The following is a 26,883-nucleotide window of genomic DNA, read 5'->3' on the forward strand; positions in this document are numbered from 1 at the left end:
ATTAATGCTGCATCAATTAAATAATCACAATTTGTTATCCAATCACCAAGCAAGTTTAAGCAAATGAATATAGGGTATTAACATTAAACAGTGGAGACTTCAAATGTTTTGAAACATAAGGCGTATATCCAAACACTACATAATTTTTAGCTTTCAGTTGTTCGAAAATATTTTTAGGGGGATTTTTATGAAGAAATTAGGATGGGTTTGTTTATTAATTCTTTCTCTTGTATTGTCAGGCTGTGGAGGGGAAGAAACCAGCTCAGGTGATGGAGGCAAAGTGTACAGGGTCGGGATTGACACTACGTATCCTCCATTTGAATTTGAAGAGGACGGAGAATACAAAGGAATTGATATTGATATCATCAATGCAATCGCCGAGAGCCAGGATTTTAAAATCAAATTGTCCCCATTGGATTTCGGCGGCATCATTCCCGCGATGCAGGCAGGGGAGCTTGATCTGGCGATTGCCGGGATGAGCATAACAGATGAAAGAAAAAAGACGGTCGACTTTTCTGAACCATATTTTGACGCCGGCCTGACTTTGGTTGTAAAAAAAGGCAACAAGGATATTAAGACGATCGATGACCTGAAAGGGAAGACAGTAGCGGTTAAAAAAGGGACAACAGGCGCGACCTTTGCGCAGGAGCATGCTGACAAAAAAGGATTCAAAGTTGCCCAGTTTAACGACAGTCCTGCGATGTTCCAGGAGGTGGCCAATGGAAATGCCGATGTCCTCATTGAAGATTACCCGGTCATTGCCTATGCGATTGCCAAAAACGACCCGGGACTTGAAATAGTCGGGGAGCGTTTAAATGGTGATCAATATGGAATCGCTGTCCTTAAAGGTGAAAATCAGGACCTGTTAAAGAAAATTAACAAGGGCCTTAAAGAACTGAAAGAAAACGGGCAATATGATGAAATCCTTAAAAAATACCTTGGGGAATCAGCCACTCAATAAAGAGCGCGCACATAGCGGCTCTTTATTTTTGAAAGGAGAATGATAGATGGGCGTTTTTATTTCCGCCCTCCCATATTTAATGGAGGGGTTGCAGGTCACGCTTTATATTTTCGTGATCGCGGTCATTTTAGGCTTTGTAATAGGGCTGGTCATGGCGCTGCTCCGCATGGCCCCAGTAAAAGTATTCAATTGGATAGCGAAAATCTTTGTCGATGCCATCAGGGGAACCCCAATCATCGTCCAGCTATTTTTCATATATTTTGGCCTTAACTCCCTAAGCTGGATCTCGTTCGACAAAACGACAGCAGGGATTATCACAATTGCGATCAATGCCGGTGCGTACTTTTCCGAAATTATCCGGGCAGGGATCCAGTCCATTGACAAAGGACAGACTGAAGCAGCACGGTCCCTGGGTTTGACCAGCACGCAAACGATGAGGTATATCATACTGCCACAGGCGTTCCGCCGAATGCTTCCCGCGATTACCAACCAGTCGATCATCAGCCTGAAGGATACTTCCCTGCTTTCCATCATCGGGATTGCCGATTTGACCCAACAGGGGGAGATACAGGCCTCGGCAACATTTGAAATGTTTAAAATCTGGCTGCTGGTCGGGATCATCTATTTTATCATCATCTATTTATTATCGTTGCTTGCGAGCTTCCTGGAAAGAAGATTGCAGCTGCACTAAAACTGAATCTCCCACTCATTCTAATAGGGCGATAAATATGTCGGGAAAACATTACTTTCAACCTGTTTATAATCGTTTTATAGAATCAATGTGAAGAGTTGTAGAATGAACTGCCTATTTTTTTGTATCCTATCTATATTATTCGTAAACTCCCTCAAAAGGTGATAAATGATAGGACTATATTCTCTTTTTTTAGAATATTTAGCATGTTACGATAGTTTCCACTGATTAATTCGATATCCGAAGGGAGAACAAGTATGAAAAAGAAGATTCTATCAATCGTTTCCGCTGGTGCTCTTGCTTTATCATTGCTCGCTCCTGCCGCTGCACCGTCAAATAAGGCAGTTGCTGCGTCTGCGCCAAAGTGGGACGTTGAAAAATATGGTGACCGTGTTGATATAGACGGGTACCTGGACAGGCTTTCTGAAGATGAAACTTATTTAAAGAAGGCTGAACAGTCCATGAAAGAGCAGGCAAGCGGCATTAATTTTGATGAGGGTTCAGGTGATGGATCGAGTTCTACCAATAGTAGCTTTACATATGATGGTGGTACCAAATACTTTCTTAATAGAGAATTAGATTTTAAAACATTTACTCTAAGAAGTGTCGGAGATAATGTTGAAATCTGGGTGGCGGATGATCTATCCTTCCCGGAAGGTGACCCTCGTCCTGCACAGGTCGTTACTCAGCAGCAGGTGGACAAGCTCCGCGACGAGTTTGACAGCAATATTTATCCAAAGGCAACCGAATTCATTGGGACGCCAGATGTCCACGATGGCTCGAAATCTCCACTGCCAGGAATGGTAGGTTTACCTGATGATTATTATACAGGCAGCGATAAGGTCGTCATGCTAGTCGACAATATCCAGGATGAAAACTATACTAATCCGAATTATCCGTTCTTTGTTGCTGGCTTTTATTGGCAGACACTAGAGAACTATATAGACCGGAATATCATCACGATTGATGCAAGAGACTGGGATACAAGGCTCGAAAACACGTTCTTCGGCACAACTATCCATGAGCTCCAGCATTTGATCCATGCAGATAACGACGGGGATGAAGAAACATGGATCAACGAAGGCATGTCAACATTCTCCGAATATCTCGGCGGATACGGACATGACGACCGGTCCATCAATTTCTACCTTGACCATCCGGAAAATTCGCTGACAAACTGGGATGATCATTATTCGGCAACCACTGGTCCCGAAACAATTGCCGATTATGGCCAGGTTTACCTTTTCACTCTGTATATGAATGACAAGTTTGGAAAGGAGTATATCCGTGATTTGGCGCTTAGTGAGGACAATGGAATTGACAGTGTGAACAAGGCACTGGCACAGCACGGCCAAACGCTTGATTTCACGAAGCTTTACCAGAACTTTATCACAGCACTCGCACTTGACAGTGACAAGCCAGGTGATGGCGTATATAATTTCGACAGCATCAACCTCCGCGACCTTGCCGTGGATAATAACGGAACAAAGCGCGGCATCACAGTTGACTATGGTAAGGCATTAACCTACGAAAAAGAAGGGGTTCCAGCCTGGGGTGGAGACTTTAAAGTACTGGATTTCAAGGAAAAAATCAGCGGAATTTCGTTTGACGGTGTCGATTTCCTGGCGTCTCCATGGAGGTCTGTCGCAGACCCGCTTGATGCAAATAACAAGGTTCTCTGGGGCAATGCAGGTGATGAGGCCGACAATGTGTTAGTGCTGGAAGCAGATCTGACTGGCAATAATTCTGCGACTCTAACATTCGACCATCATTACGATATCGAGGAGCAATGGGACTTCGGTGTTGTTCAAGTGTCAACAGATGGAGGGCAGACATGGCAAAGCCTTGAAAATGGAAATACCCGTACTGATGTAGTGGAAGAAGGCTATCCAAAAATCAAGGATAATCTTCCAGGCTTTACAGGGAAAAATGCAGGATGGACAAATGAAACCTTTGATTTAAGTAAATTCGCTGGCAAGAAAGTATTAGTGTCGTTCCGTTACTTGACTGATTGGGGAACTACTCACGATGGCTGGTATGTCGACAACATCGAAATTCCGGAAATCGGCTTCAGCCATGACGGAAGTACAACAGAGCCGTTTAAGTCTTTAAATGAAATTTTGGGCAAGTACGTTGAGTACACCGTAACCTTCATCAATGAAAAGCAGACAGGAAGTAAAACGAATCCTAAAACAAACTATAAAGTGACACATGTTGATCCGTTCAACGTGACGGAACAAGACGCACTTGAGTTAAAGCAGGCCTTCAAGGATGGAAAGAACTATATGATTACCTCCTTTGCTGCCCCTGCCGATGAGCGGAATCCGGTTGCCTTCAGCTATGAGGTGAAATTGAAAAAAGATAAAAAGAAGAAGTAAAATAAAAAATGCTGCGGTCCCCTGAACCGCAGCATTTTTTCATCTATTTTATAAACGGGAATAATTGCTGGATGCATGTTTGAATACATTTATTGCGAACAGGATGCCGCCAAGGACGACGACGAGTGAGCCTATGATCGCCAAAATGGTAAACGACTCGTTCCCGGTCAGCATCATCAATGAAATCCCGCCCTGCATCGCCGGCACACCAAGATTGTGGAACCAGAAATGGGTTTTTGCCAGCGTGTTTTCACCGGCAGCAGGGTAAAAATGATAAAACGTTCCGAACAGCGCCATTGACACCCAGCCAAGCAAATTTAAATGGGCGTGGACAGAAGTAAAACTAAAATTGTGGGTAATCCCCATGGTAATACCTACAATGATGGCAATCACAAAATAAACAACAGCAATTTTATAAAACCTTCCTCCCACATGTATCCCTCCTTTTTTATAAGTTCCCTACAATATATTTTTCCATTTTATGTTTTATTACTTTTTTACTATCATCATAGTACTAGAATAGTTGACGGGCTCCTTCAGCCACAGCAATTTTATTATTACCGTTTTATCACGAAAAGCGGCCATGTCAGCAAGACAGGGCGTTTCAAAACACTTCTGTAGACAGACAGTGATGCCCATTCTGTAAAATTTGTTTACGTATCCTGCCAGGACTATACGAACGGCTATTTTTGGGGAGCTCTCCCATATGGCCGATGAAAATATGGACTTTTTCCTGCACGTCGGCGACTACATTTATGAATCGGTAGGGGACGCCTCATACCAGGGCGGACTCAAGGACAGGACGATCACACTGGATCACACTGCCAGGCGGGAAAAGCAAAGCGTTTACCGTTGAGATACCGCGCTTTATATAAGACATACCGCCAGGACCCAGACTTGCAGAAGCTGCATGAAAAGCATGCAATGATTGCGACATGGGACGACCAATTTGCAAATGATACTTACTATCCTGAGTATGAACGGGAAATGATCGCCGCAGCCGTGAAATATGGAAACATAAAGAATTTGATTGCGCTGACTTGCGATTTCCATACCTTCGAGGCGTCGATTATATGGACCGTTTTACACTCACTTGGAATTCCGATTCGCGTTGAGCTTATGGTTGGGTCTGTGACCTCCACCAACCTTCGTGAGGCAATCCGGAACAACCTGACAAAAAGGCCGGACGTATCAAGCACCGTGCCGATGCCTGCGGTTACGGAACTGATTGATTTGCTTCAGGAAAAAATGGTAGGCGCAAGCACATTAACAGCAGAACTGCTGTTTAAAGAACTGCAAAATGTGGTCAAGGTGGAGAATCCATGGATCAAATTATTCGAAAGCACTTCACATGGCTATGCCGTTCTTGAGCTCACAAAAGAAAAGGCGACCTGGACGGCGTATAAGGTGGACAGCATCGAAACTAGGAATCCAAATAAGGAATTATTATGGCAGTGTGACGTTCCGAAAGACAAAGCCGAACTGAACGTCGTCCAGGATAAACAGCGTTCTGAGTGATGTTCTGAAGCTCGGAATCTGAAAATAAAACGTCATTAGCCTTTATGATGGACAATAGTGAGGTGAGCTGATTAAATTTTGTCCATCATTGCTGTTATGATGGACAATAGTGACGCGAGCTGACTAAATTTTGTCCATCATCGTTCTTGTGATGGACAATAGTGAGGTGAGCTGACTAAATTTTGTCCATCATCGTTCTTGTGATGGACAATAGTGAGGTGAGCTGATTAAATTTTGTCCATCATCGTTGTTATGATGGACAATAGTGAGGTGAGCTGATTAAATTTTGTCCATCATTGCTGTTATGATGGACAATAGTGAGGCGAGCTGACTAAATTTTGTCCATCATCGTTGTGATGATGGACATTAGTGAGGCGAGCTGACTGAATTTTGTCCATCATCGTTGTGATGATGGACATTAAACCCACATGCGTCTTGGCCGGTTTTGCTGTCTGTAGATGGGTATCCATCGAAGTCTGATCAGAATTAAATGGCGCTGTGAATCTCCCGATATTCCCTTGGGGTCACACCGTTATGTTTTTTAAAAAGGGATGTGTAATAGCTCTGGTTGCAAAACTTGAAGAGGAGCGCGATATCAGAGATGGAAGTTTCTGTGTGCATTAAAAAGTACTTGGACTCTTCGATTCTTCGTTTATTGATAAAGCTGGTAAGCGAGACGCCCGTTTCTTTTTTGAATTTTGCAGAAAGGTAGGCGGGGTTGGCGAAAACTTGGTTCGCAATGATTTCAAGCGACAATTCCTGAAGTATATTTTCATATATGTATGAAATGGCAAGGTTGACGGTCCTGCTGTAGTTCCGGACGGTGGTCTCTTCCTTCAGTGTTTTTATAAAATGATACAGCATGTCGTATTCAAGCCGGTTGAGGGCTTCTAGGGAACTGTGTTTTTCAAATTCCAGTATGTATGCGTCACTTAAATGGAAGGCGGTTTCCGGATGGATGCCGCCTTTAATGATTGCGCGGGTGAACAGGGTACACATGGCAATCAAACTGTTTTTCCGGGAGCGGACAGGTTCGGTAGCGAGGGTGGCCCCTTCCAGGCCGTTGATCTTATCAAGGATCTCAACAGCCAGTCCGTCATCACACCGCGTAATCGCAGCCATTAACTGCTGTTCCATATTGTAAGGCGGGTGGAGATAATTTTCCTGCTGGTTTCGGACCCTCGACAGTAAAAATTGTTTGATGACAGCGGGATTGATTGAAGGTGTCATAATTTTCCCTCTGAATCTTAAATATTTAATATAATACTAAATAATTTAATATAATAGTAAGCGCTTTCGTTTTATAATTCAAGTGATTCAAGAATTTAGTTCTAAGGGGGCAATACCTGATGAAAAAATGGTGGTCCATTTTGTTGGCGTTAACACTCGTGGCAGGCATTATCGCAGGCTGCAGCGGAAGCTCCGAAACGACTGGCAAAGAAAACACAGGTTCTGAAGGAGACAAAGAAAAAGCTTCAGAAACAGTAACATTGAAATTTGCAGCCCAGAATGACAATACTCCTGCAACAAAGCAGGTAATTGATGAATTTAACAAAAGCCAGGATAAGTATAAGGTAGAGTGGGTTGAAATGACAAACAACTCCGGCCAAATGCATGATCAGCTATTGACATCGCTTTCCAGTGGTTCAGATGAATATGATATTCTTTCACTTGACGTTGTATGGGCAGGTGAATTTGCCGGAGCAGGCTATCTTGAGCCAATCGATGCCCGCATGAAGGATGCCGGCCTGAACAAGGAAGACTTCAACAGCGGCTCAATGGCTTCCGGAAACTATAAAGGAAAGCAATACACACTTCCTTTCTTCCCTGACCTAGGTTTGCTTTACTACCGCAAGGACATCGTCAGCCCTGAAGATGCTGCCAAGCTTGACAGCGGGAAATACACTTATGCTGATTTAGGTGCAATGGCTGAGAAGTACACTGGGCAGGGCGGAACAAAATTCGGCTTCCTTTACCAGTCTAACCAGTATGAAGGACTGACTGTTAACGTAACTGAATTCACAAAGTCTTTTTCTGACGTAAAAGGCGGATTAGAGCAAATGTACGCTTTCACAAAAGCTGCATGGGCTCCGAAAGATCTTCTGAATTTCGAGGAAGGTGAAACACACACCAATTTTGAGCAGGGCAACGCTGTATTTGCCCGTAACTGGCCATATCAGTTCGGCCGTATCAAAGGTGCTGAAGACGGAGTAACTGTTAAGGTCGACCAGGTAGGCATCGCTCCGCTTCCAAATGGCGGTTCTGTCGGCGGATGGCTTCTGAGCATCAATAAAAACTCTAAAAATGTCGATGGCGCCTGGGAGTTCGTAAAATTCGTCGCAGGTAAAGATGGCCAGAAGACAATGTCCACAGTCGGCGGCTATCTGCCAGGGTTCAACGCCCTTCTTGAAGACCAGGAAGTAATCAAGGCAAATGACATGCTTTCTTACGAAGGCTTCAAAAATGCACTGGGCAACACAATCGCCCGTCCTGTATCTCCAGAGTATTCCAAGGTTTCAGATACAATCCAGGTGAACGGACATAAATACTTAAGCTCCGGACAGGGATTGGATGAAGCCGTAAAAGCAATCGAAGATGCAATAAAAGAATAAATTAATTGGCTCTGGGAAAAGGCTCTAATTCCGGTTAGAGCCTTTTTTTCCATACGTCACCCTGTATATACAAGAAATCACCCTTGAGAAGAGGTGTTCAGCTAGTGAAAAAAATAGGATTAAGAGAATACCTGTTTATTGTCCCGGCAGTGATTTTAATCGGCGTCTTTTCGCTCATCCCTGTGATCCAGTCGTTTGCCTATACATTCTTTGATTACAGGCTGAATGACCAGCAAAAAGCAGGGCTTTATATGAGTGAAAGGTTTAACTTCGACCTATTTGACGAAACACAGCTCTATTTAACGATGTTTTTGGAAGAAGACAAGGAACAGGTGACTGATCCGGAGCTTCAAGATAAAATTGACAGCCTGATTGGCAAAGTCGAAAAGAAAGCGAAACAGTTTGAAGGCAAAAAGGGTGTCCAAAAGATCGGTAAACAGGAAAAAGACGATCTGCTTGCTCTATCCAAGGAAGCTAAACGAGTGGTCAAAGAAATGACCGATAACTATGACACCACGAACAAAGAAAATTTGCCCCTTATTGCAGAGGATATCGAGAACAGCATCATCCCATCCAATTTTATTGGACTGGAAGGATACAAGCAGGCACTCACTGACTCCCGCCTCGGGAAAGCACTTATCAACACAACTATCTTTACTTTTGCGTCTGTATTTCTAGAACTCATTCTTGGCCTTGCGCTTGCAATGATCATGAACAAAGCCATATTTGGGAAGGGGCTGATCCGCACGACATCATTGATTCCATGGGCGATTCCCACTGCTGTCGCGGCGCTTATGTGGAGTTATTTATATGATGGAGGCAGCGGGGTTGTTGCCCGCCTACTTGAAATGGCAGGGTTTGTAGATAGTTCACGTGATTTGCTTCTTTCAGGCTCGGGTGCCATGGTTTCCACAATCTTTGCTGATGTCTGGAAAACCACCCCTTATATGGCCTTGCTTTTGTTGGCGGGCCTGCAAAATATTTCCCGGGACACATACGAAGCAGCCGATATTGATGGTGCAAATACTGTCCAGAAATTTTTCACGATTACGCTTCCGCTATTAAAACCGTCAATACTCGTTGCGCTGTTGTTCCGTACTCTCGATGCATTCCGCGTATTTGACCTGATCTTTGTGTTAACTGGAGGAGGACCAGGGGGAGCAACAGAGACTATTTCGATTTACGGATATAAAGCGATGTTTGCCCAGACTAACTTCGGTTATGGATCTGTCGTTGTCATGATTATGTTTATATGCGTGGCGGCCATTGCAACCATATATGTAAAATTTCTTGGTGCAAATTTGATGGAGAAAAATTAAAGGGGGAAGTCCAATGGACACACGGAGCAGAAAGCTTAAAATTACAATGGGTGCCCTGATTGCAATGTATCTGTTCGCAATGTTCTTCCCCTTTTTGTGGATATTCATCACCTCCTTTAAAACATCAGGTGAAATATTCGGGGATGGCGCATTCCGGCTGATTCCGGACAACCCGACACTGCAAAACTTTAAAACTATAATTTTCGATAAAGGAATTTTCGAAGCCGTCAAAACGAGCTTGATCATATCGACAACGACAACACTTTACATTGTCATTGTGGCCACCTTTGCTGCATATGCAATATCCCGCTTTGATTTTAAAGGGAAGAATGTCCTGCTTGGATTGATACTTGCAGTGTCGATGTTCCCGCAGATGATTGTTGTAGGCCCTGTTTATAACCTGTTTTTGGACCTTGGGTTGACGAACAGCTATGCGATCATCCTTCCTTATTCAACGATCACCCTCCCGATGGCGGTCTGGATACTGGTAACCCATTTTAACCACATACCGCTTGCATTGGAGGAATCGGCAAAAATGGACGGTGCGACCCCGTTCCAGACATTATTTAAAATTGTTTTCCCGCTCGCCGCACCGGGAGTTTTTACAACAGCGATTATCGTATTTATCGCGGCATGGAATGAATTCCTGTTAACGATCACGATAAACTCCAATAAAAGCTACCATACCGTACCGGTTGCGATTTCCTTCCTGCGTACGCAATTTGAAATTTTATGGGGTGAGGTAGCCGCCGCGACAACGGTCGTTACAATTCCTACCCTGATCATTGTCCTGTTCTTCCAGAAACAAATTGTCTCCGGCTTGACCTCGGGAGGCGTAAAAGAATAATTAGGAGTGTAGCATATGACCTGGATTTTAACTGACAACCAATTGACACAGCAGGGTTTGCTCCTGGCAGAAAGCTTATTCTCATTAGGGAATGGATACATAGGCGTCCGCGGAAACTTCGAAGAGGGTTACGCAGAGGGCATGTCATCGATCAGGGGAACATACCAAAACGCGTTTCACGATATAATTGACATCCCTTATGGAGAAAAGCTGTTTGCCTTTCCGGAAACCCAGCAAAAGATTGTTAATGTTATTGATGCACAAACCGTCGAAATTTTCCTTGGTGACGATGAGGAACGGTTTTCGCTGTTTGAAGGGGAAATACTTTCATACAGCCGGCAGCTGAATTTAGCTGACGGATACTTAACACGCACCGCTCATTGGCGGTCGCCAAATGGCAAGGAAGCCATAATTACATTCCGAAGGGTAGTTTCTTTTGTTGTAAGAGAATTGTTTGCTATAGATATTTTACTAGAACCTGTTAATTTCCATGGCCCTGTAAAAGTGGTTTCGGCTGTGAAGGGGGCCGTCTCAAATTTTGTGGACAGCAAGGATCCGCGTGTCGGTTCGGGGCATGCAAAGCGGCTCCACGTAAAAGATACCGGCGTCCGTGACAATCTTATATTCGTGGTCGATGAAACTTACACATCAAAGCTGCAGACTGCATGTGTGATAAGCCATCAAATACCTGAAGGATCGAGGGCAGAGTTCAATAAAACCGATACAGGGGCCAAAGCGGTATTTTCGTTTGCCCTTACTCATGCAGCACGGATAACAAAGTGGAATATTTATACCGATACATTGCGCCATGGAGAAGAGGTTTTACAAAGAGGCCTGGAAATCCAGCAGCAAATCAGCAATTCTTCCTTCGAGGAAATCCTTGAAAAACAAAAGGAATACCTTGATGCTTACTGGGACGGGGCCGACATCACAATCGGCGGAGACGAGAAGCTGCAGGAAGGCATCCGATTCAACCTGTTCCATTTGCTGCAATCAGTAGGTAAAGATCCATTCAGCAATATAGCCGCAAAAGGCCTTTCCGGTGAGGGCTATGAAGGCCATTATTTCTGGGATACGGAAATTTATATTTTCCCGCTGTTCTTGATGGTGAACCCCAAGCTTGCCAGGCAGCTCCTCTTTTACCGGTATTCGATACTTGACCATGCCCGGGAGCGCGCTAAGGAAATGGGCCACAAAAAAGGGGCGCTGTTCCCATGGAGGACCATATCAGGAAAAGAGTGTTCATCCTACTTCCCGGCCGGGACCGCCCAATACCATATCAGTGCTGATGTTGCCTACAGCTATGTACAATACTATCTTGCGACGGCAGATGACAATTTCCTGATGGAATTCGGCGCAGAAGTATTATTTGAAACGGCGCGTCTCTGGATGGATGCAGGCCATTACCACAACGGCTCGTTCAAGATTGACGCAGTGACAGGCCCTGATGAATATACATGCATCGTCAACAATAACTATTACACGAACGTGATGGCAAAATATAATTTGGCATGGGCAGCCAAAGTTTACATAAGGCTGGAGGAACTGGGGGCAGCTGAATTGGCCGATCTGATATCCCGCATTCATGTTTCTGCAGATGAGGCTTCAGAATGGAAGCAGGCTGCCGGCAGCATGTACCTGCCTTATGACGAAACATTGAAAATCAACCCGCAGGATGATTCATTTTTACAAAAAGCAGTGTGGGATTTTGAAAGCACACCTGACAACCATTATCCATTGCTGTTGCATTACCATCCGCTGACCCTGTACCGGTACCAGGTTTGCAAGCAGGCTGATACTGTCCTCGCTCATTTCCTTCTTGAGGACGAACAGGAACTGGAAACGATCCGGAATTCTTTTCATTATTATGAAAAAATAACGACACATGATTCATCGCTGTCGTCCTGTATTTTCAGCATTATGGCGTCAAAAATCGGGGCACATGGCAAAGCATATGAATATTTTATCGAAACAGCCCGCCTTGACCTCGACAATACGCACGGAAACACGAAGGACGGCCTGCATATGGCGAATATGGGCGGAACATGGATGTCGATTGTTTACGGTTTTGCAGGATTGCGCCTGAAAGAATCCGGAATTTCCCTGGCACCCGCAATCCCGGACAGCTGGTCCGGTTACGCCTTTAAACTGCAGTATCAGGGCCGCAAGCTCGAAATCGGCATCAACCGGGAGGAAACCAGCGTCTGCCTGCTGTCAGGGGAACCAATGGCTATAAAGCTTTATGGCCAAAAAATCATGCTTGAAAAAGGACATCCATACAGGGCAAAATTGTTGCCACAAAATTAACATCGATGATTCCCTCTATTGTTGGGGGAATCATGTTATAATAGTGCAAACGTTTGTACAACTCACCATAAAGGGGAGATTATATGAAAAGGTTATTTGAAATTGACAGCTGGAGAATTATCGAAACAAAACTGCATAAAGAGGATTTTCGCCTGGCCGAAAGCATTATGAGCCTCGGCAACGGGCATATGGGAATGCGCGGGAACTTTGAAGAAACCTACTCGGGTGATTACCATCGCGGCTCATACATTGCGGGTGTCTGGTTCCCGGATAAAACGCGGGTCGGCTGGTGGAAAAACGGCTATCCGGAGTATTTCGGCAAAGTGATCAACTCTGTAAATTTTATTGGAGTCCGCTTGTTCATTGATGGTGAAGAACTGGACCTATATAAAGCTGATGTAAAAGAATATTACCGCGAGCTGGATATGCAGCACGGAATTTTATCAAGGAAATTTACGGTTACGCACAGCGGCAAGGAAACTGAAATAGAGGCAGTCCGCTTCCTGTCCATTGCTGAAAAAGAGCTCGCAGCCATCCGATATTCCGTGACTGCAATAAACTATGTCGGACAAATCACATTTATCCCGTATCTGGATGGGGATGTCAGGAATGAAGATTCCAACTATGAAGAGGATTTCTGGCACGAAATCGAGAAGGGTTCGGAGGAAAACAATGCATATCTTGTGATGAAAACGAAGGATAATCCGTTCGGCGCACCAGTTTTCCAGGTTGCCGCAACCATGCATGCTGTTGTCCAAGGAGCTGCTGCGGACATTTCAATAAATGAAAGATCGGAATACGTGGAAAATGTATTTGAAGTACAAGCAGAGCAGGGAAAAACCGTGAGCATCTATAAATATGTTGCGGTTACGACAGACCGGGACCATGAAGCCGGCCAGTTGGTGCAGAAAGGCCGCGAAGTGCTTCAGCGTTCGCTCAAAAAAGGCTATCAGGCCCTCCTTGACGAACATAAGCAATCCTGGCTAAAGCGGTGGGAAATCGCAGATATTGAAATTTCCGGAGACGTGGAGGCCCAGCAGGGAATACGCTTCAATCTATTCCAATTATTCTCCACTTACTATGGAGAGGATTCACGTTTGAATATCGGGCCAAAAGGGTTTACCGGCGAAAAGTATGGTGGTGCAACCTACTGGGACACTGAAGCGTATGCGCTTCCACTGTACCTTGCAACAGCAGAACCGGAAGTGGCCCGGAACCTTGTGATATACCGCCATAACCAGCTGGATGGGGCGTACCATAACGCAAGAAAGCAGGGGCTTAAAGGCGCGCTGTACCCAATGGTGACTTTTACGGGTGTGGAATGCCACAATGAATGGGAAATTACCTTCGAAGAAATTCACCGTAACGGCGCAATTGCATATGCGATATACAACTATGTGAATTATACAGGGGATAAGTCGTACCTCCATGAATTCGGGATCGATGTACTAGCCGGGATTTCGCGGTTCTGGGCCGACCGCGTGCATTTTAATAAACGGAAAAATGCTTACATGATCCATGGTGTTACAGGTCCGAACGAGTACGAAAATAACGTCAACAATAACTGGTACACGAACCTTATTGCTGTGTGGACGCTGCGCTATACAGTTGAAGTGATTGCAGAGCTGGAGAAAGGAGGACATGCTGACCGCGCGTCAGCCATTGGAATTACGGACGCGGAAATTGCCGGGTGGCAGGACATCATTGAAAAAATGTATTTCCCTTACGATGAAGAATTGGGTGTGTTCGTCCAGCATGACACGTTTCTTGATAAAGACTTGATGACAGTGGAAGAGTTGCCGGCTGAAGCGCGCCCAATCAACCAGAACTGGTCGTGGGACAAAATCCTCCGCAGCTGTTTCATCAAGCAGGCAGACGTGCTGCAGGGCTTGTATTTCTTCAATCATGAGTTTTCGGAAGAAGAAAAACGCCGCAACTTTGAATTTTATGAGCCAATGACTGTGCATGAATCTTCATTGTCGCCAAGCATCCATGCCATCCTTGCAGCTGAACTTGGGATGGAGGAAAAGGCGTACGAAATGTATCACCGCACGGCGCGCCTTGACCTGGATAACTATAACAATGATACGGAAGATGGATTGCACATCACTAGCATGACGGGTGCCTGGCTTGCTATCGTCCAGGGCTTCGCCGGCATGCGGACCGCAAATGAAAAGCTGTCATTCGCACCGTTTATTCCGAAAACATGGAATCAGTACAGCTTTAATATCCTGTACCGCAGCCATTATTTGAATATTGAAGTGAGCCGGGATAAGGTCGTGATTTCTCAACAGGGAGCTGAACTCACAATCGGGATTTATCATGAGATGGTTACTATTCCGGAAAACGGGGAGATTTCTATTAAAATGAAATTAGGTTGATTTCTGCTGTAACAGGCAAAATGTTTACACTCTATTATAAGGAAAAAGGAGAAGCATATGACGAAACCGCTTGAAGCCGTAATCTTTGACCTGGATGGTGTCATTACTGATACGGCGGAATATCACTACTTAGCGTGGAAAACCCTCGCCGAACAGCTGGACATCACGTTTACCCGTGAATTCAACGAGGAACTGAAAGGCGTTTCGCGGATGGATTCCCTTGAGAAAATTCTTGCCGTCGGCGGGAAACAGGCTGATTATACCGATGAACAAAAAGCCTCACTTGCCCATAAGAAAAATGAGCATTACTTGACGTTGATCCAGGACATCACTCCTGCCGACCTTTTGCCGGGCATCAAGGAATTCATTGCGGACATCAAAAACCGGGGACTGAAACTCGGTCTCGCATCAGCAAGTAAAAACGCCTTCACAGTGATGGACTCACTTGGAATAAAGGACAAGTTTGACGTAATCGTAGATGCCAACACCATCAAAAATGGCAAGCCCCATCCACAGGTGTTCCTGCGTGCTGCCGAACTGCTCGCTGTGCAGCCTGCCGCATGCATCGGTGTGGAGGACGCCGCAGCAGGCGTCGAAGCAATTAAAGCAGCAGGGATGTATGCGGTTGCGATTGGCCCTGTGGAAACCTTTGATAAAGCCGACCTTGTTTACGGAAGCACATCCGAACTGTCCCTTGATCAGGTGATAGACGCTTATAATCGCTAAGAACAACCCGGGATTGCCCGGGTTTTTTCATGGCTTCAATTCCATGTGCCCCGAATTCGGACAACTCCCATGGCATTATCAGCTTTCCCAGGCCGAATAAACAACTCACTAGGACTTCTGCAGACAGAAGCAGCCCCATGTCACTAGTCTGAAGGAAGAAATATGTTATGAATGGTCAGCTTGTCGTTTCCGAAATGTCACAAAACCCTAAAAATATCGGTGATTACTGCTGTGAAAATAGGGGAATATGCACATAAAGGCATTTTAAAAGGAAGGTGTGCAAGGCGGTATGTATGATTGCATCATAATCGGCGGCGGGATTGCCGGGCTTCAGGCAGCGATACAGCTGGGAAGGTACAAACACCAGGTGCTGGTAATAGACGCGAATGATGGGCGTTCGGTCATTTGCAATAAATTTCATAATGTTCTCGGATACCCCGATGGAGTGAGCGGCCAGGAACTGAGGGATAAAGGACGGCAGCAGGCAGCAGCTTTAGGGGTTGAATTCGTGGAGCGACGGGTAAAAAGTGTGAAAAACACAGCAGATGGTTTTGAAATCACATCTGAACAGGGAGAATTATTTTCCGGGAAACAATTATTAATAGCAACCGGTATTGTCGACCGGATTCCGGATTTTCCTGGTTTGATGCCGTGCCTTGGAATCAGCGTGTACGTATGCCCGGATTGCGACGGCTACGAGGTCAGCAACCGAAAAACGATCGTGATGGGTTCCGGGAATCCCGGCGCGAATATGGCATTGATTCTTCATTATTGGACCAAAGATATTGTCTATGTCAATCATGAACAGAAAGAAGTAGATGAGGAAATTACAGCAAAACTGCAAGCGAAGGGCATCCAGGTTGTAAACGACCCGATTGAAAAAATAACAGCAGATGGCCCTGATTTCACCGGCGTTATCCTTAAAAGTGGGAAGGAGCTTGCCGCAGAGCGGGGTTTCATTGCTTTTGGGGGCAATGAGGTGAGGTCGCAGCTGGCTTCACAGCTCGGTGTCAAGCTTCATCAAAATAGGCACATTCTGGTTGATCCAAGGACTAAGATGACGAATATTGATAATGTCTGGGCTGCCGGGGATATCGTTGCCCACTCGGAGCAGGTTACGATTGCCATGGGTGATGGCTCCCAGGCGGGAATCTGGATTCATAAAACGCTTTTGAAGGAACAGCAACAACGCTCAAGCCACTGGCATTAAGGCGGGAATTAGATACATTTCATTCGTAAAATAGTAAAAAAAACCATGCTTTCGAATGAACGATAGCATGGTTTTTTGCTGGCTGCCGTATTTTGAAGGGATTCAGGCTGTTTCTGCGCAGGCAAGTTTTTGAAGGCGGTTCTGCTGATATTGCCCAAGCGGATTGTAAGGGCAACTCTGGCTGCTATTCCGCAGGCAATTGTTTTAAAGGTAATTCTGCCGGCCCCTCCACGACTTCGCCTTTATAAGAGAACCTGGAACCATGGCATGGGCAGTCCCAGGTCCTTTCCCCATTGTTCCACTCAAGCTCGCAGCCCATATGGGTGCAGGTTGTATCAACCACGAATAATTGTCCGCTCTCATCTTTATATGCTCCGGCCCGCCTCCCGTTGACCGTCACGACAGCACCTTCGTCACTCTTCAGGTTTTCAGGCTGTATGGAAGGATGCTCCAGCTTCCCTTTCACCAGTTCCTTGGCCACATGGGCATTTATCGATACGAATTTTTTTACATCAGGATCTGCATGAAACCTGTTAGGATCGAATAATTCTTTATAAGGATTATCCCTCTCCAGTATATGGTCGCGCAGCAGCTTTGCCGCATTTACGCTGTTTGTCATGCCCCACTTACGGTAGCCGGTTGCCACATAAATATTTGCAGTGGCAGAACTGTATGGCCCAATGAACGGGATTTTATCAAGTGTTGTCGGGTCCTGTGCAGACCATCTGTAAGGAATTTCTTTTATCCCGAAAGTCTCGCCCGCGAACGCCTGTAGCTCTTCATAATATTTGTGCGTGTCCGTTTCATCTCCTGTTTTATGGCTGTCGCCGCCGAACAGGACTAATTTTTCGCCGTTCCAGTTTGTGTACCTCAGGGACCGGGTCGGCCGTTCTGCATTGATATACATCCCGCCCGGGAAAGGTTTTTCAGTTTTTACAGCAAGTACATAAGAACGTTCTACTGACATGCGCGAAAAGTAAAACCCTTTTACATCATAAAATGGGAAGTGGGAGCTTACGATCATTTGCCTGCATTTTACTTTATGACCGTTTCGAGTCGTAACAACGGGGTCCGAACCATCTTCAATATCGACAGCCGTTGTATGTTCGTAGATTTGGACGCCCATTTCTGTTATTTTTTTTACAAGATGATTCAAGAATTTAAGCGGGTGGATTTGTGCCTGTTTTTTCATGACAACGGCAGCAAGTGCGTCAATAGGAATCGGAATTTCAGAAACATATTCCCCATTTATTCCGAGCCTTTCATATGCCTTGAATTCATTGATAAGCCTCTGAAGCTCTTGCGAAGAGTTAGTATAAACATACGCATCTTCTTCAGTTAAATCACATTCTATCTGGTCGCTATTGGCAAGGGATTTAACAAACTCCATTGCCTCATGGTTTGCCGAGTAATAAAGACGGGCCTTTTCTTCCCCAAAATGTGTGATCAATTCGTCATATATGAGGTTATGCTGCGCGGTTACCTTTGCGGTTGTATGGCCTGTCGTTCCATCTAGCACTTTCCCTGCCTCCAGCACCGCGACTTTAACACCTTCCTTTGCAAGTAAATAGGCTGATGTAATTCCGGTAATACCTGCACCCACAATGGCTACATCTACAGTGATATCATCTTCGAGCTTTCGGAAAGACGGCAATTCGGCTGTCCCGCGCCAAAACGGTTCAGGATAGCGGGGCATGTTACGGCTAATTTCCTCAGGCATTTGTTTACCTCCTAAGCGGCTATTTATTATAGATAATTTTTGCAGCGGGTTTACAAAAGATGCAATGTATCTCCATTTGCACATATACCCCGAACCTTTCCAATTATTCTTCATGCTATGCAATATAAATATAGTTCCCGTCTTGGTGGTAACTCGGGAATACGCTAAAATTATTCTTAACAAATTTAGGGGGAAATCCGTATGTCACAAATAAAAACAAATGCTATGCGAATACTCGACCAGATCGATGTTACGTACGAAGTCTTATCATACGATCCAGCAGATGGAAAAATCGACGGTGTTTCTGTTGCCTCCAAAATTGGAAAGGAAGCCGGCTTGGTCTACAAAACATTGGTCGCCCAGGGCAGCAGCCAGAACCTTTATGTGTTTGTGATTCCAGTGGAATGTGAGCTTGATTTAAAAAAGGCTGCCAAAGCTGCGGCAGAAAAGAAGGTGGAGATGCTCCCGGTCAAAGACATCCAAAAATCCACGGGATATGTTCGCGGCGGCTGCTCGCCGATCGGAATGAAAAAGCAGTATAAGACTTTCCTTGACAGCAGTGCCAGAAGTCTCGAAAAGATGGTCGTAAGTGCCGGAAAAATCGGCTTGCAGATTGAACTGGATCCGAAAGAACTGCAAAATGCTGTGAATGCTGAGTTTGTTGAATTAAACAAATAAATTTTTTGGCCCGGATGTGGGCTTTTTTCTTTTGCCGTTGCTCCTGCTTGTTTATTAATAATGGGCATTCACCCATTCCCTGTCTGCCACATATAGTAATTGGGAACCAAAACTGCTGTGTAACAACGGCTGGAGGGAGTGTATATATGTGGCTGGAAAGATATTAAACTACTTTGCCGGCGGAAATACGGCACGGGGATTTTACAGTCTTTATGAATCAAGTCTGAAGGATTTGGACCGGCTGTTCATTTTAAAGGGCGGGCCGGGAACGGGCAAATCCTCTCTGATGAAAAAAATCGGCAGTGAGTGGCTCAAAAATGGCTTCAATATTGTTTACCTGCATTGTTCATCTGACAATGATTCGATAGATGGCTTGATCATTCCGGCAATAAATGCAGGTGTGGTGGATGGAACTGCCCCCCATGTCATCGAACCAAAAGCACCCGGGGCAGTGGAAGAATACGTTAACCTGGGTGAAGCATGGAATTCGTCCCAACTCAAGGAGAACCGGGCTAAAATAGAAGAGTTGACAAGTTCAATCAGACAATCCTTCGAAACTGCTTACAGCCACTTTGCAGAAGCCTTAAACATACATGACGAATGGGAAAAGTTCTACATCGACAATATGGACTTTAAAAAAGCTGATCAGCTTACCAATGAATTGATTGACAACTTCTTCGGAGACCAGCAGCTGGAGAAGTCGTCCCGCGTAGCGCACCGCTTCCTTGGTGCCGCCACTCCAAACGGTGCGGTGGATTTTGTTCCAAATTTAACAGAGGGCCTCACTAAGCGCTACTTGATCAAAGGGCGTCCAGGTTCCGGGAAGTCGACTATGCTGAAAAAGTTGGCTGCCGTGGCTGAAAATAGAGGTTTTGATGTGGAGGTTTATCATTGCGGGTTTGACCCCAGCAGCCTTGATATGGTGATTTTAAGGGAGCTTGGGATTGCGATCTTTGACAGTACTGCCCCTCATGAATATTTTCCAAGCTGGGAGAACGATGAAATTATCGATTTGTACAAAAAACTCATTATCCCAGGTACAGATGAAAAATATGCCGAGGAACTGGAAGAGGTAGCCGCACGGTATAAAGCCAAAATGAAGGAGGCTACCGCAGCGCTGGCAAATGCAAAAAATCTTCATGACGTCCTTGAAGATATTTATGTTGAAGCAATGGATTTTGAGAAGATTAACGCGATAACCGAGAAAATTCACCAGGAGTTTCTTTCACTTTCAGAAATATAGGCAAGAAGTGTTTGCATACATTACATCGAGACCAACAAGAGAGGGGAAATGGATTTGAATTTTAACGGCGATAATCCTTTTGCGATGCCACATTACAGGCCAATGGGCGATGAACCGTTTTCAGAAGATGTAAGCGGTTCAGACGTGGAGGCCAGACCTGCCGAACACGATGATTTGCCGGAGGACGAAGCTGTCGACACCGACTACGATCCGTACGGCGATCCAAGAGTGTATCCCGGAGGGCTGCAGCTAGGTTTTCCAACAGGCGGATATCCAGGAGGAGGCTATCCAGGTGGAGGATACCAGGGAGGGGACTTCGGGGATCAAGGCTATCCGGGTGGAGGATACCCAGGTGCAGGTTTCCAAGGTCAAGGCTATCCAGGCGGGTTCCAAGGTCAAGGCTATCCGGGTGGAGGCTATCCAGGCGGAGGGTTTCCAGGTCAAGGCTATCCGGGTGGAGGAAATCCAGACGGCTACCCGGGTGGAGGAGGGCAGCAAGCAGGGGGTGCACCGAGCTCACCACCGCCTTCGTTTGTGCCGCAGGAAACTTCTGCAACTGCGTTGGCCGTTGATCCCGGCGGCATCAGACGGTGCATGTACCGGTATACTTACTTATGGCTCACGTCAGGAAGCAGTTTCTGGTTCTATCCAGTATATGTGGGAAGGACATCGGTTGCAGGCTACCGTTGGAGACGAAGGTACGGGTGGGTGTATTTTGGCATTGATCTCAATAGAATCCGGTCGTTTCAATGTTACTGATCTCATGAAAAAGAGGGTATCATCAGGATACCCTCTTTTCGTAATGTTTGAAGACCAGCATGCTGTTGATTACTTGTCCGCTGACAGCTGCTGTTCCGCAAGCTCTTTATATAGGGCGTGTGACTCAAACAATTCCCGGTGGGTTCCGACTCCGGTTATTTGGCCTTTTTCCAGGACAGCAATCTGGTCTGACTCCACAACAGTGGAGAGCCTGTGGGCAATCACCAGGGTTGTTCTTCCTTCCATCAGAGTGTATAGTGCCTTTTGGACGAGTACCTCGGAAGAACTGTCCAGATTGGACGTGGCCTCGTCAAGCAGGAGGATTTTCGGGTTCCGAATGAGCGCCCTGGCAATCGCAATCCTCTGCCGCTGCCCGCCCGACAATTTGATGCCTCTTTCACCCACTTCGGTGTCATAACCGTTCGGAAGACGAGTTATGAATTCCGATGCATTAGCAAGATCCGCGGCATTTTCAATCTCTTCATCTGTTACCCTCCGGTTCATTCCATAACAAATATTATCGCGTATTGTCCCGGACATGATTGGGCTTTCCTGTGAAACATATGCAATCTGGCTTCTCCAGGATGTTAAATCGTAATCGAGTATGTTTGTTTCACCGAGCCGGATTTCCCCGCCATACGGAAGGTAAAAACGTTCAATCAGTGCAAACAGTGTTGTTTTGCCACTGCCGCTTGGCCCGACAAATGCGGTTGTTTTTCCTGATGGTACGGTCAGTGAAACATTTTTTAAGACAGCCTCGCTTCCTTCATATCCAAAACTTACATCATGAAACGTTAACGGTTGGCCTGGCTGTTCCACTTGAAGGGTGTTCTGATAATTCTCCTCATCGTGAGCAAGAATATCCTGAATTCGTTCTGTCGCTCCAAGCGCTTTTTGGAAAGCGGTAAAAAAGGCCGCGATCTGGCTGAAAGGGATGACGATCTGGAACATATAAAGGATGATCGCGACAAGAGCACCAGCAGACAAGGCCCCTGATGCTACCCTTACCCCTCCATAGCCAATTAAGAGGACTAATATAAGCATCATCACAAACGTCATGAACGGTGAAATCACCGCCTGTATTTTTGCTTCTTTCATGCCAAATTCGAATAGATGGCGAATGCCCTTTTGGCCGTTTTCCTGTTCAGCTTTTTCGGCATGGTAAGCTTTTACGAGGCGGATTTCCGAAAGAACCCTGCCCAGGTTTGCAGAAAATAAGGCCATCTCATCCTGTGTTCCTCTGGAAATCCTGTACATTTTCTGTCCGAGTGGCCAAAGGATCAACATCGCGGCTGGAACGGCAGCGAGCATGATCAACGTTAATTGCCAGTCGATGAATAGCAAAATCACTATTGCACCGGCGATGGAAATGAGTCCTGTCACTAAAGAAATCAAGTGCTGGGTGATGAGAGCCTTAAGGGTGTTTGTGTCCTGTGTAATGCGGCTCATCGTCTCGCCTGACTGGTGGCCGTCGAAAAACGATACGGGAAGCCGCAGTACTTTTTCCCAAAGCCTTTCCCTCACTGAAGCAACAACAGATTCCCCGATATAAGACATGAGATAGTAGGAAAAACCGGATGAAATCGTTTGTACAATAAAAGATGCGGAAAGCAGCAGGATGACTCTTCCTTCAAGTGCAGACCTGGAAAGCTGGTCAACCATGCTCTTTGTAAACCACGGAACAATCAATCCGGAAGCTGTATCGATCAGGCTTAAAAGCACCGCACCAATTAAAATCATTTTTGGAGGCTTTGCATGTGTGAACAGCTCCCAAAATGATTTCCAGCTTTTATTTGAGGCTGCATCATTTTCCGGTAACATTAAAAACCACTCCTTTCTTTGCTAACGCAATCCCTACAGCTTTCACAAACCACTCTTCCTCCTCCGTCGAAAAAGGGGAAGGGATCATTTCCAGCGGGTCAGGCAAATCCTGTTCAGCAAGAATGTCCAAAATTGAAAGGTCATCTTCAAATATTTCTGTAATAAGAGCAACCAGCTTTTCAGCCAGGTTTTGGACGTGGTCATCTTCAGGCGCACGACCAAAGGCTTTTTTAAACTCGGCAGTTATCTGCGCATATTGTTTTTCAAGTGCAAGCTGCTTACCCTTGCTGATGTTAAACAGGCTTTCAACCTTTTTCTCAGGAAGGAAATTTTTCAGCCAATCTTTATGTTCCTGTTCCTTTTGGATCCCGTTGATAAGAGAAATGAATATCGCCGGATCGACCTGTTCCGTTCCGTCTGCCAGATTTAAGGCGTGGTCTAACGCCCTGATCATTTGATCGATATGGTTTCGTTTCTGGAGCATAATTTCCTTCTGAAATGCCAATGACTCCAGTAAATCCCATTTTTCTTCCTGTACCAATTTTTTTATTTCATTTAAAGGCAGTCCAACAAATTTTAACGTAATAATTTTTTGCAAGGTTATAAAGTCTTCGTCATGATAAAAACGACGTCCGGATTCGGATATTTCCGAAGGGACAAGAAGCCCAATTTCGTCATAGTAATGAAGCGTCCGTACGGTCACTCCCGTTTTTCGTGCAAATTCACCGATTGAATAAGTTGCTGTCATGTTTATCCCCCGCTTTCTTATCTCTATCATAAAACCTAACGTTACGTGAGAAGCAACAATTAAGTGCATTTTTTTTTCGATGATTTTCTTGAATTGGAAATAAAAGGTCAATTAGCTTACAATAAAATAGAAACTTTTTTGATTGGGGAATCAAGATGGGCGATCTGATTGTTATTTTAAAAGAAATGCTTGCCGAAAAATCAAACGATGCAACAGCTGAGCAAATGAGCCGTTACATGAAGAACCAATTTCCCTTCTATGGCATAAGACACCCGAAAGACGCGAAATTGAAAAAGCATTCTTTCAGCAAACGGGGATTTTAAAAAAGGATTTTAACCGGGAGTTCGTTCTTGCGTTATGGGATCAACCTGTACGGGAATTTCAAATGGTGGCGATGGATTATATCGAAAAGTTCCAGAAAAAACTGGACAAAGAAGACATCTATTTGATGGAAAAGCTGGTCACGACAAATTCGTGGTGGGATACAGTCGATATGCTCGCTCAAAAGCCGGTTGGCAGCATAGTGGCAAAACATCCGGAGTTAATCCCGGAACTGGTTGAGGGCTGGGCTGTCGATGATGATATGTGGCTGCGCAGGACCGCCATTATTTTTCAGCTCAAATATAAGGATAAAACAAATGATGAGCTGCTGTACCGATATATAAAGCTCAACTCGGACAGCAAGGAATTTTTTATTCAAAAGGCAATTGGTTGGGCATTGAGGGAATATTCCAAAACGAATCCCGAGTCGGTCAGGCGGTTTATTCAAACCGGGCCGCTGGCGCCGCTCAGCATAAGAGAAGGCAGTAAACATCTGACTTAAGCTGTATATACATGATAGAATTATTACATAATAAACTTTCCCCGGCGGCAGCCGGAGGAGGTAAACATCGTGAGAAGGTGAATTTATGATTAATTGCATTGCAACTGACATGGATGGTACATTGCTGACTGCATCCCAGCAGATCACCGCTGAAAACCGGGAGGCTATCCTGAAAGCCCAGAAGCAGGGTGTGGAGGTGGTCGTTGCCACTGGCCGATCCTATCAGGAAGCCCGTTTTGTTTTGAAAGAAGCTGGCATTAAATGCCCAATCATTTGTGTCAACGGGGCAGAAGTCCGTACCGCGGAAGGAGATATCGTAACCTCCAATCCGTTAGACAAAGAATCAGCCAGCCAGACGGCATTAAGGCTGGTGGAAAATGGCGTCTATTTCGAGGTATATACAAACAAGGGTACATATACAGACGATAAGGATAAATCAATTACCATCATCGCTGACATCATAAAGACTGCCAATCCCGAGGCTCCAATAGATATGGTAGTGAAAGCTGCGGAAGAGCGGTTCCACAAAGGGTTAATCCACCTTATTGACCACTATGACCTGCTGTTTAAAGATGATCAGTATCAGATATACAAGATTCTTGCTTTTTCATTGCACGTAGACAAGCTCGATGCGGCCAGAGCTGCGGTGGAAGAAATAGGCGGCATTGCCGTCAGTTCTTCCGGTGCTGATAACCTCGAAATCACGGATAAGAGCGCACAAAAAGGGATAGCGTTGGAGGCTTTTGTCGCATCAAAAGGCATCAGCATAAATAACACGATGGCCATCGGCGATAATTATAACGACGTTTCCATGTTTAAGCGGGTCGGGAGATCGGTTGCCATGGAAAATGCACCTGAAGAAATCAAAGGAATGTGTGATGTCGTAACTGTCACCAATGAGGAAAGCGGTGTAGCAAAAGCGATTTTGGAAGTTTTATAACACTTGTTGGAGGAGTTGTGGTTTCATGAAAAAGTCCCTGCCATTTGCATTTCTTTTGATTGTGCTATTATTTGGATGTTCCAACAGTGAGCCGGAGCCCGCCCGGGAAAGCGAGCTGACAGAGGACAAGGAGACAGTGGCTCGTCCTGCCGAGGTAGAGGTTGTTGCTGAAAATCTGGACATACCATGGTCAATCAACAGGCTGGACGGTACCTTTTATATCAGCGAGCGGCCAGGAACGATCATGAAAATACAAAATGGCAGGCAGACACGGCAAAAAGTCAATCTGAAGAAGAAAGTGTCCACTGCATCTGAAGCTGGATTCCTTGGCTTTGTATTGGCGCCTGATTTTAGGGATACAGGCAGGGCATATGCTTATTACACTTATGAGAACGAAACGGGCCAGTTTAACCGGATTGTAGAACTATTGTTAAGAGATGATGAGTGGCAAGAGACACGGCTGTTGCTGGACAAAATACCAAGTGGCAACGTCCATCATGGGGGCAGACTGAAGATTGGCCCTGACGGAAAGCTTTATGCAACGACAGGCGATGCAACGGAACCTGAGAGTGCCCAGGATTTGGACTCGCTTGGCGGGAAGATTTTGCGTCTCAATCTGGATGGATCAATTCCCGAAGACAATCCCTTCAAGGGCTCCTATGTACACAGTTATGGCCACAGGAATTCGCAGGGCATGGCCTGGGATGAGGATGGGACGATGTACGCCACTGAGCATGGACCTTCGGCGCATGATGAAATCAATCGGATAAGCCCAGGGAAAAATTACGGCTGGCCGATTATCACCGGAACCCAACGAAAACCAGAGCTGGAAGCGCCCATATTTGAATCAGGAGAAGAAACTTGGGCGCCATCAGGCATGGCTGCCGCGAATGGGAAACTATACGTTGCCGGGCTGCGGGGAAATGCAGTTCTGGAATTTAATTTGGAAACCGGCAACATAAGGGAAGCAGTATCGGGACTCGGCAGGATCCGTGATGTAATGATTGATGGCGACTATCTTTACTTTGTCAGCAATAATACGGATGGGCGAGGTGTGCCCGGGCCGAATGATGACAAGCTATATCGAATACCATTGGCAGATTTGCAGTAAAAAAGGTGCCTGACCTCTAGTACAGTAACGAAGTAACTCAATGGGGGGCCTGACCCCAGTACGGTGACACATTAATGTGCCGGGGGTCAG

22 protein-coding genes and 1 pseudogene are annotated in these 26,883 nt (G+C 45.5%); 18 read left to right on the forward strand and 5 right to left on the reverse strand.

Features of this window, described 5'->3' with window-relative positions; translation table 11 throughout:
- Positions 1–187 precede the first annotated feature (187 nt).
- The 3 genes from CVD19_RS11065 (at position 188) to CVD19_RS11075 (ending at position 4,030) form a co-directional block, all read left to right on the forward strand.
- Positions 188–961 (forward strand): transporter substrate-binding domain-containing protein, encoded by a 774-nt coding sequence (locus CVD19_RS11065; protein WP_101581927.1) that lies wholly within the window; start codon positions 188–190, stop codon positions 959–961.
- 46 nt (positions 962–1,007) lie between these two features.
- Entirely contained in the window at positions 1,008–1,652 is a 645-nt protein-coding gene (locus CVD19_RS11070) for an amino acid ABC transporter permease (protein ID WP_101581928.1), read from the forward strand.
- 257 nt (positions 1,653–1,909) lie between these two features.
- Positions 1,910–4,030: a choice-of-anchor J domain-containing protein gene (locus tag CVD19_RS11075; RefSeq protein ID WP_101581929.1), complete on the forward strand. Its 2,121-nt coding sequence runs from the start codon at positions 1,910–1,912 to the stop codon at positions 4,028–4,030.
- A gap of 48 nt (positions 4,031–4,078) precedes the next feature.
- On the opposite strand, the gene CVD19_RS11080 is transcribed toward CVD19_RS11075, so the two are convergent.
- Positions 4,079–4,462: a cytochrome-c oxidase gene (locus CVD19_RS11080; protein ID WP_101581930.1), complete on the reverse strand. Its 384-nt coding sequence runs from the start codon at positions 4,460–4,462 to the stop codon at positions 4,079–4,081.
- Between the two features lie 217 nt (positions 4,463–4,679).
- On the opposite strand from CVD19_RS11080, the gene CVD19_RS24220 reads away from it, so the two are divergent.
- Both CVD19_RS24220 and CVD19_RS11085 read left to right on the forward strand, forming a co-directional pair.
- Entirely contained in the window at positions 4,680–4,886 is a 207-nt protein-coding gene (locus tag CVD19_RS24220) for an alkaline phosphatase D family protein (RefSeq protein WP_257985097.1), read from the forward strand.
- Positions 4,883–5,548 carry an alkaline phosphatase D family protein gene (locus CVD19_RS11085; RefSeq protein WP_180953597.1) on the forward strand — a complete coding sequence of 222 codons (666 nt, stop codon included), beginning with the start codon at positions 4,883–4,885 and terminating at the stop codon, positions 5,546–5,548. The genes CVD19_RS24220 and CVD19_RS11085 overlap by 4 nt, the downstream gene beginning before the upstream one ends.
- Positions 5,549–6,034: 486 nt before the next feature.
- Here CVD19_RS11085 and CVD19_RS11090 read toward each other — a convergent pair whose 3' ends face one another.
- Positions 6,035–6,778, reverse strand: a complete 744-nt coding sequence (locus tag CVD19_RS11090) for a helix-turn-helix transcriptional regulator (RefSeq protein ID WP_101581932.1) — start codon at positions 6,776–6,778, stop codon at positions 6,035–6,037.
- A gap of 119 nt (positions 6,779–6,897) precedes the next feature.
- Here CVD19_RS11090 and CVD19_RS11095 point away from each other — a divergent pair, with 119 nt between their 5' ends.
- From CVD19_RS11095 to CVD19_RS11125, 7 genes are all read left to right on the forward strand, one after another.
- On the forward strand, positions 6,898–8,160 hold the full coding sequence (locus tag CVD19_RS11095) for an extracellular solute-binding protein (RefSeq protein ID WP_101581933.1): 1,263 nt from the start codon (positions 6,898–6,900) through the stop codon (positions 8,158–8,160).
- A 104-nt stretch (positions 8,161–8,264) separates the two neighbouring features.
- Positions 8,265–9,479: a carbohydrate ABC transporter permease gene (locus CVD19_RS11100; protein ID WP_101581934.1), complete on the forward strand. Its 1,215-nt coding sequence runs from the start codon at positions 8,265–8,267 to the stop codon at positions 9,477–9,479.
- Between the two features lie 13 nt (positions 9,480–9,492).
- Positions 9,493–10,326, forward strand: a complete 834-nt coding sequence (locus tag CVD19_RS11105) for a carbohydrate ABC transporter permease (RefSeq protein WP_101581935.1) — start codon at positions 9,493–9,495, stop codon at positions 10,324–10,326.
- A gap of 15 nt (positions 10,327–10,341) precedes the next feature.
- The gene (locus CVD19_RS11110; RefSeq protein ID WP_101581936.1) at positions 10,342–12,633 is read left to right on the forward strand and encodes a glycoside hydrolase family 65 protein; all 2,292 of its coding nucleotides are present in this window, start codon (positions 10,342–10,344) and stop codon (positions 12,631–12,633) included.
- 83 nt (positions 12,634–12,716) lie between these two features.
- On the forward strand, positions 12,717–15,014 hold the full coding sequence (locus CVD19_RS11115; RefSeq protein ID WP_101581937.1) for a glycoside hydrolase family 65 protein: 2,298 nt from the start codon (positions 12,717–12,719) through the stop codon (positions 15,012–15,014).
- Positions 15,015–15,071: 57 nt separating this feature from the next.
- On the forward strand, positions 15,072–15,740 hold the full coding sequence (gene pgmB / locus CVD19_RS11120; protein WP_101581938.1) for a beta-phosphoglucomutase: 669 nt from the start codon (positions 15,072–15,074) through the stop codon (positions 15,738–15,740).
- Between the two features lie 289 nt (positions 15,741–16,029).
- Complete coding sequence (locus CVD19_RS11125) at positions 16,030–16,950, forward strand: NAD(P)/FAD-dependent oxidoreductase (protein ID WP_101581939.1); 921 nt, start codon at positions 16,030–16,032, stop codon at positions 16,948–16,950.
- 184 nt (positions 16,951–17,134) lie between these two features.
- On the opposite strand, the gene CVD19_RS11130 is transcribed toward CVD19_RS11125, so the two are convergent.
- Positions 17,135–18,670, reverse strand: coding sequence for an FAD-dependent oxidoreductase (locus CVD19_RS11130; protein WP_101581940.1), 1,536 nt, complete (start codon positions 18,668–18,670; stop codon positions 17,135–17,137).
- Positions 18,671–18,871: 201 nt separating this feature from the next.
- Here CVD19_RS11130 and ybaK point away from each other — a divergent pair, with 201 nt between their 5' ends.
- The 3 genes from ybaK (at position 18,872) to CVD19_RS11145 (ending at position 21,350) form a co-directional block, all read left to right on the forward strand.
- Positions 18,872–19,348, forward strand: coding sequence for a Cys-tRNA(Pro) deacylase (gene ybaK, locus CVD19_RS11135; RefSeq protein ID WP_101581941.1), 477 nt, complete (start codon positions 18,872–18,874; stop codon positions 19,346–19,348).
- A 148-nt stretch (positions 19,349–19,496) separates the two neighbouring features.
- Complete coding sequence (locus CVD19_RS11140; protein WP_101581942.1) at positions 19,497–20,591, forward strand: PRK06851 family protein; 1,095 nt, start codon at positions 19,497–19,499, stop codon at positions 20,589–20,591.
- Between the two features lie 48 nt (positions 20,592–20,639).
- Positions 20,640–21,350 carry a hypothetical protein gene (locus tag CVD19_RS11145; protein ID WP_441296228.1) on the forward strand — a complete coding sequence of 237 codons (711 nt, stop codon included), beginning with the start codon at positions 20,640–20,642 and terminating at the stop codon, positions 21,348–21,350.
- 69 nt (positions 21,351–21,419) lie between these two features.
- Here CVD19_RS11145 and CVD19_RS11150 read toward each other — a convergent pair whose 3' ends face one another.
- On the reverse strand, positions 21,420–23,171 hold the full coding sequence (locus tag CVD19_RS11150) for an ABC transporter ATP-binding protein (RefSeq protein WP_101581943.1): 1,752 nt from the start codon (positions 23,169–23,171) through the stop codon (positions 21,420–21,422).
- Positions 23,155–23,919: a MerR family transcriptional regulator gene (locus CVD19_RS11155; RefSeq protein WP_101581944.1), complete on the reverse strand. Its 765-nt coding sequence runs from the start codon at positions 23,917–23,919 to the stop codon at positions 23,155–23,157. Before CVD19_RS11155 ends, CVD19_RS11150 begins: the two co-directional genes overlap by 17 nt.
- A 236-nt stretch (positions 23,920–24,155) precedes the next feature.
- Here CVD19_RS11155 and CVD19_RS11160 point away from each other — a divergent pair.
- The 3 genes and pseudogenes from CVD19_RS11160 (at position 24,156) to CVD19_RS11170 (ending at position 26,793) form a co-directional block, all read left to right on the forward strand.
- A pseudogene (locus tag CVD19_RS11160) lies at positions 24,156–24,742 on the forward strand (DNA alkylation repair protein).
- Between the two features lie 85 nt (positions 24,743–24,827).
- Complete coding sequence (locus CVD19_RS11165) at positions 24,828–25,682, forward strand: Cof-type HAD-IIB family hydrolase (protein WP_101581945.1); 855 nt, start codon at positions 24,828–24,830, stop codon at positions 25,680–25,682.
- Between the two features lie 25 nt (positions 25,683–25,707).
- On the forward strand, positions 25,708–26,793 hold the full coding sequence (locus tag CVD19_RS11170) for a PQQ-dependent sugar dehydrogenase (RefSeq protein ID WP_101581946.1): 1,086 nt from the start codon (positions 25,708–25,710) through the stop codon (positions 26,791–26,793).
- Positions 26,794–26,883 lie beyond the last annotated feature (90 nt).

It is taken from the genome of Bacillus sp. T33-2 (genome assembly GCF_002860205.1).
Lineage (GTDB): Bacteria > Bacillota > Bacilli > Bacillales > Cytobacillaceae > T33-2.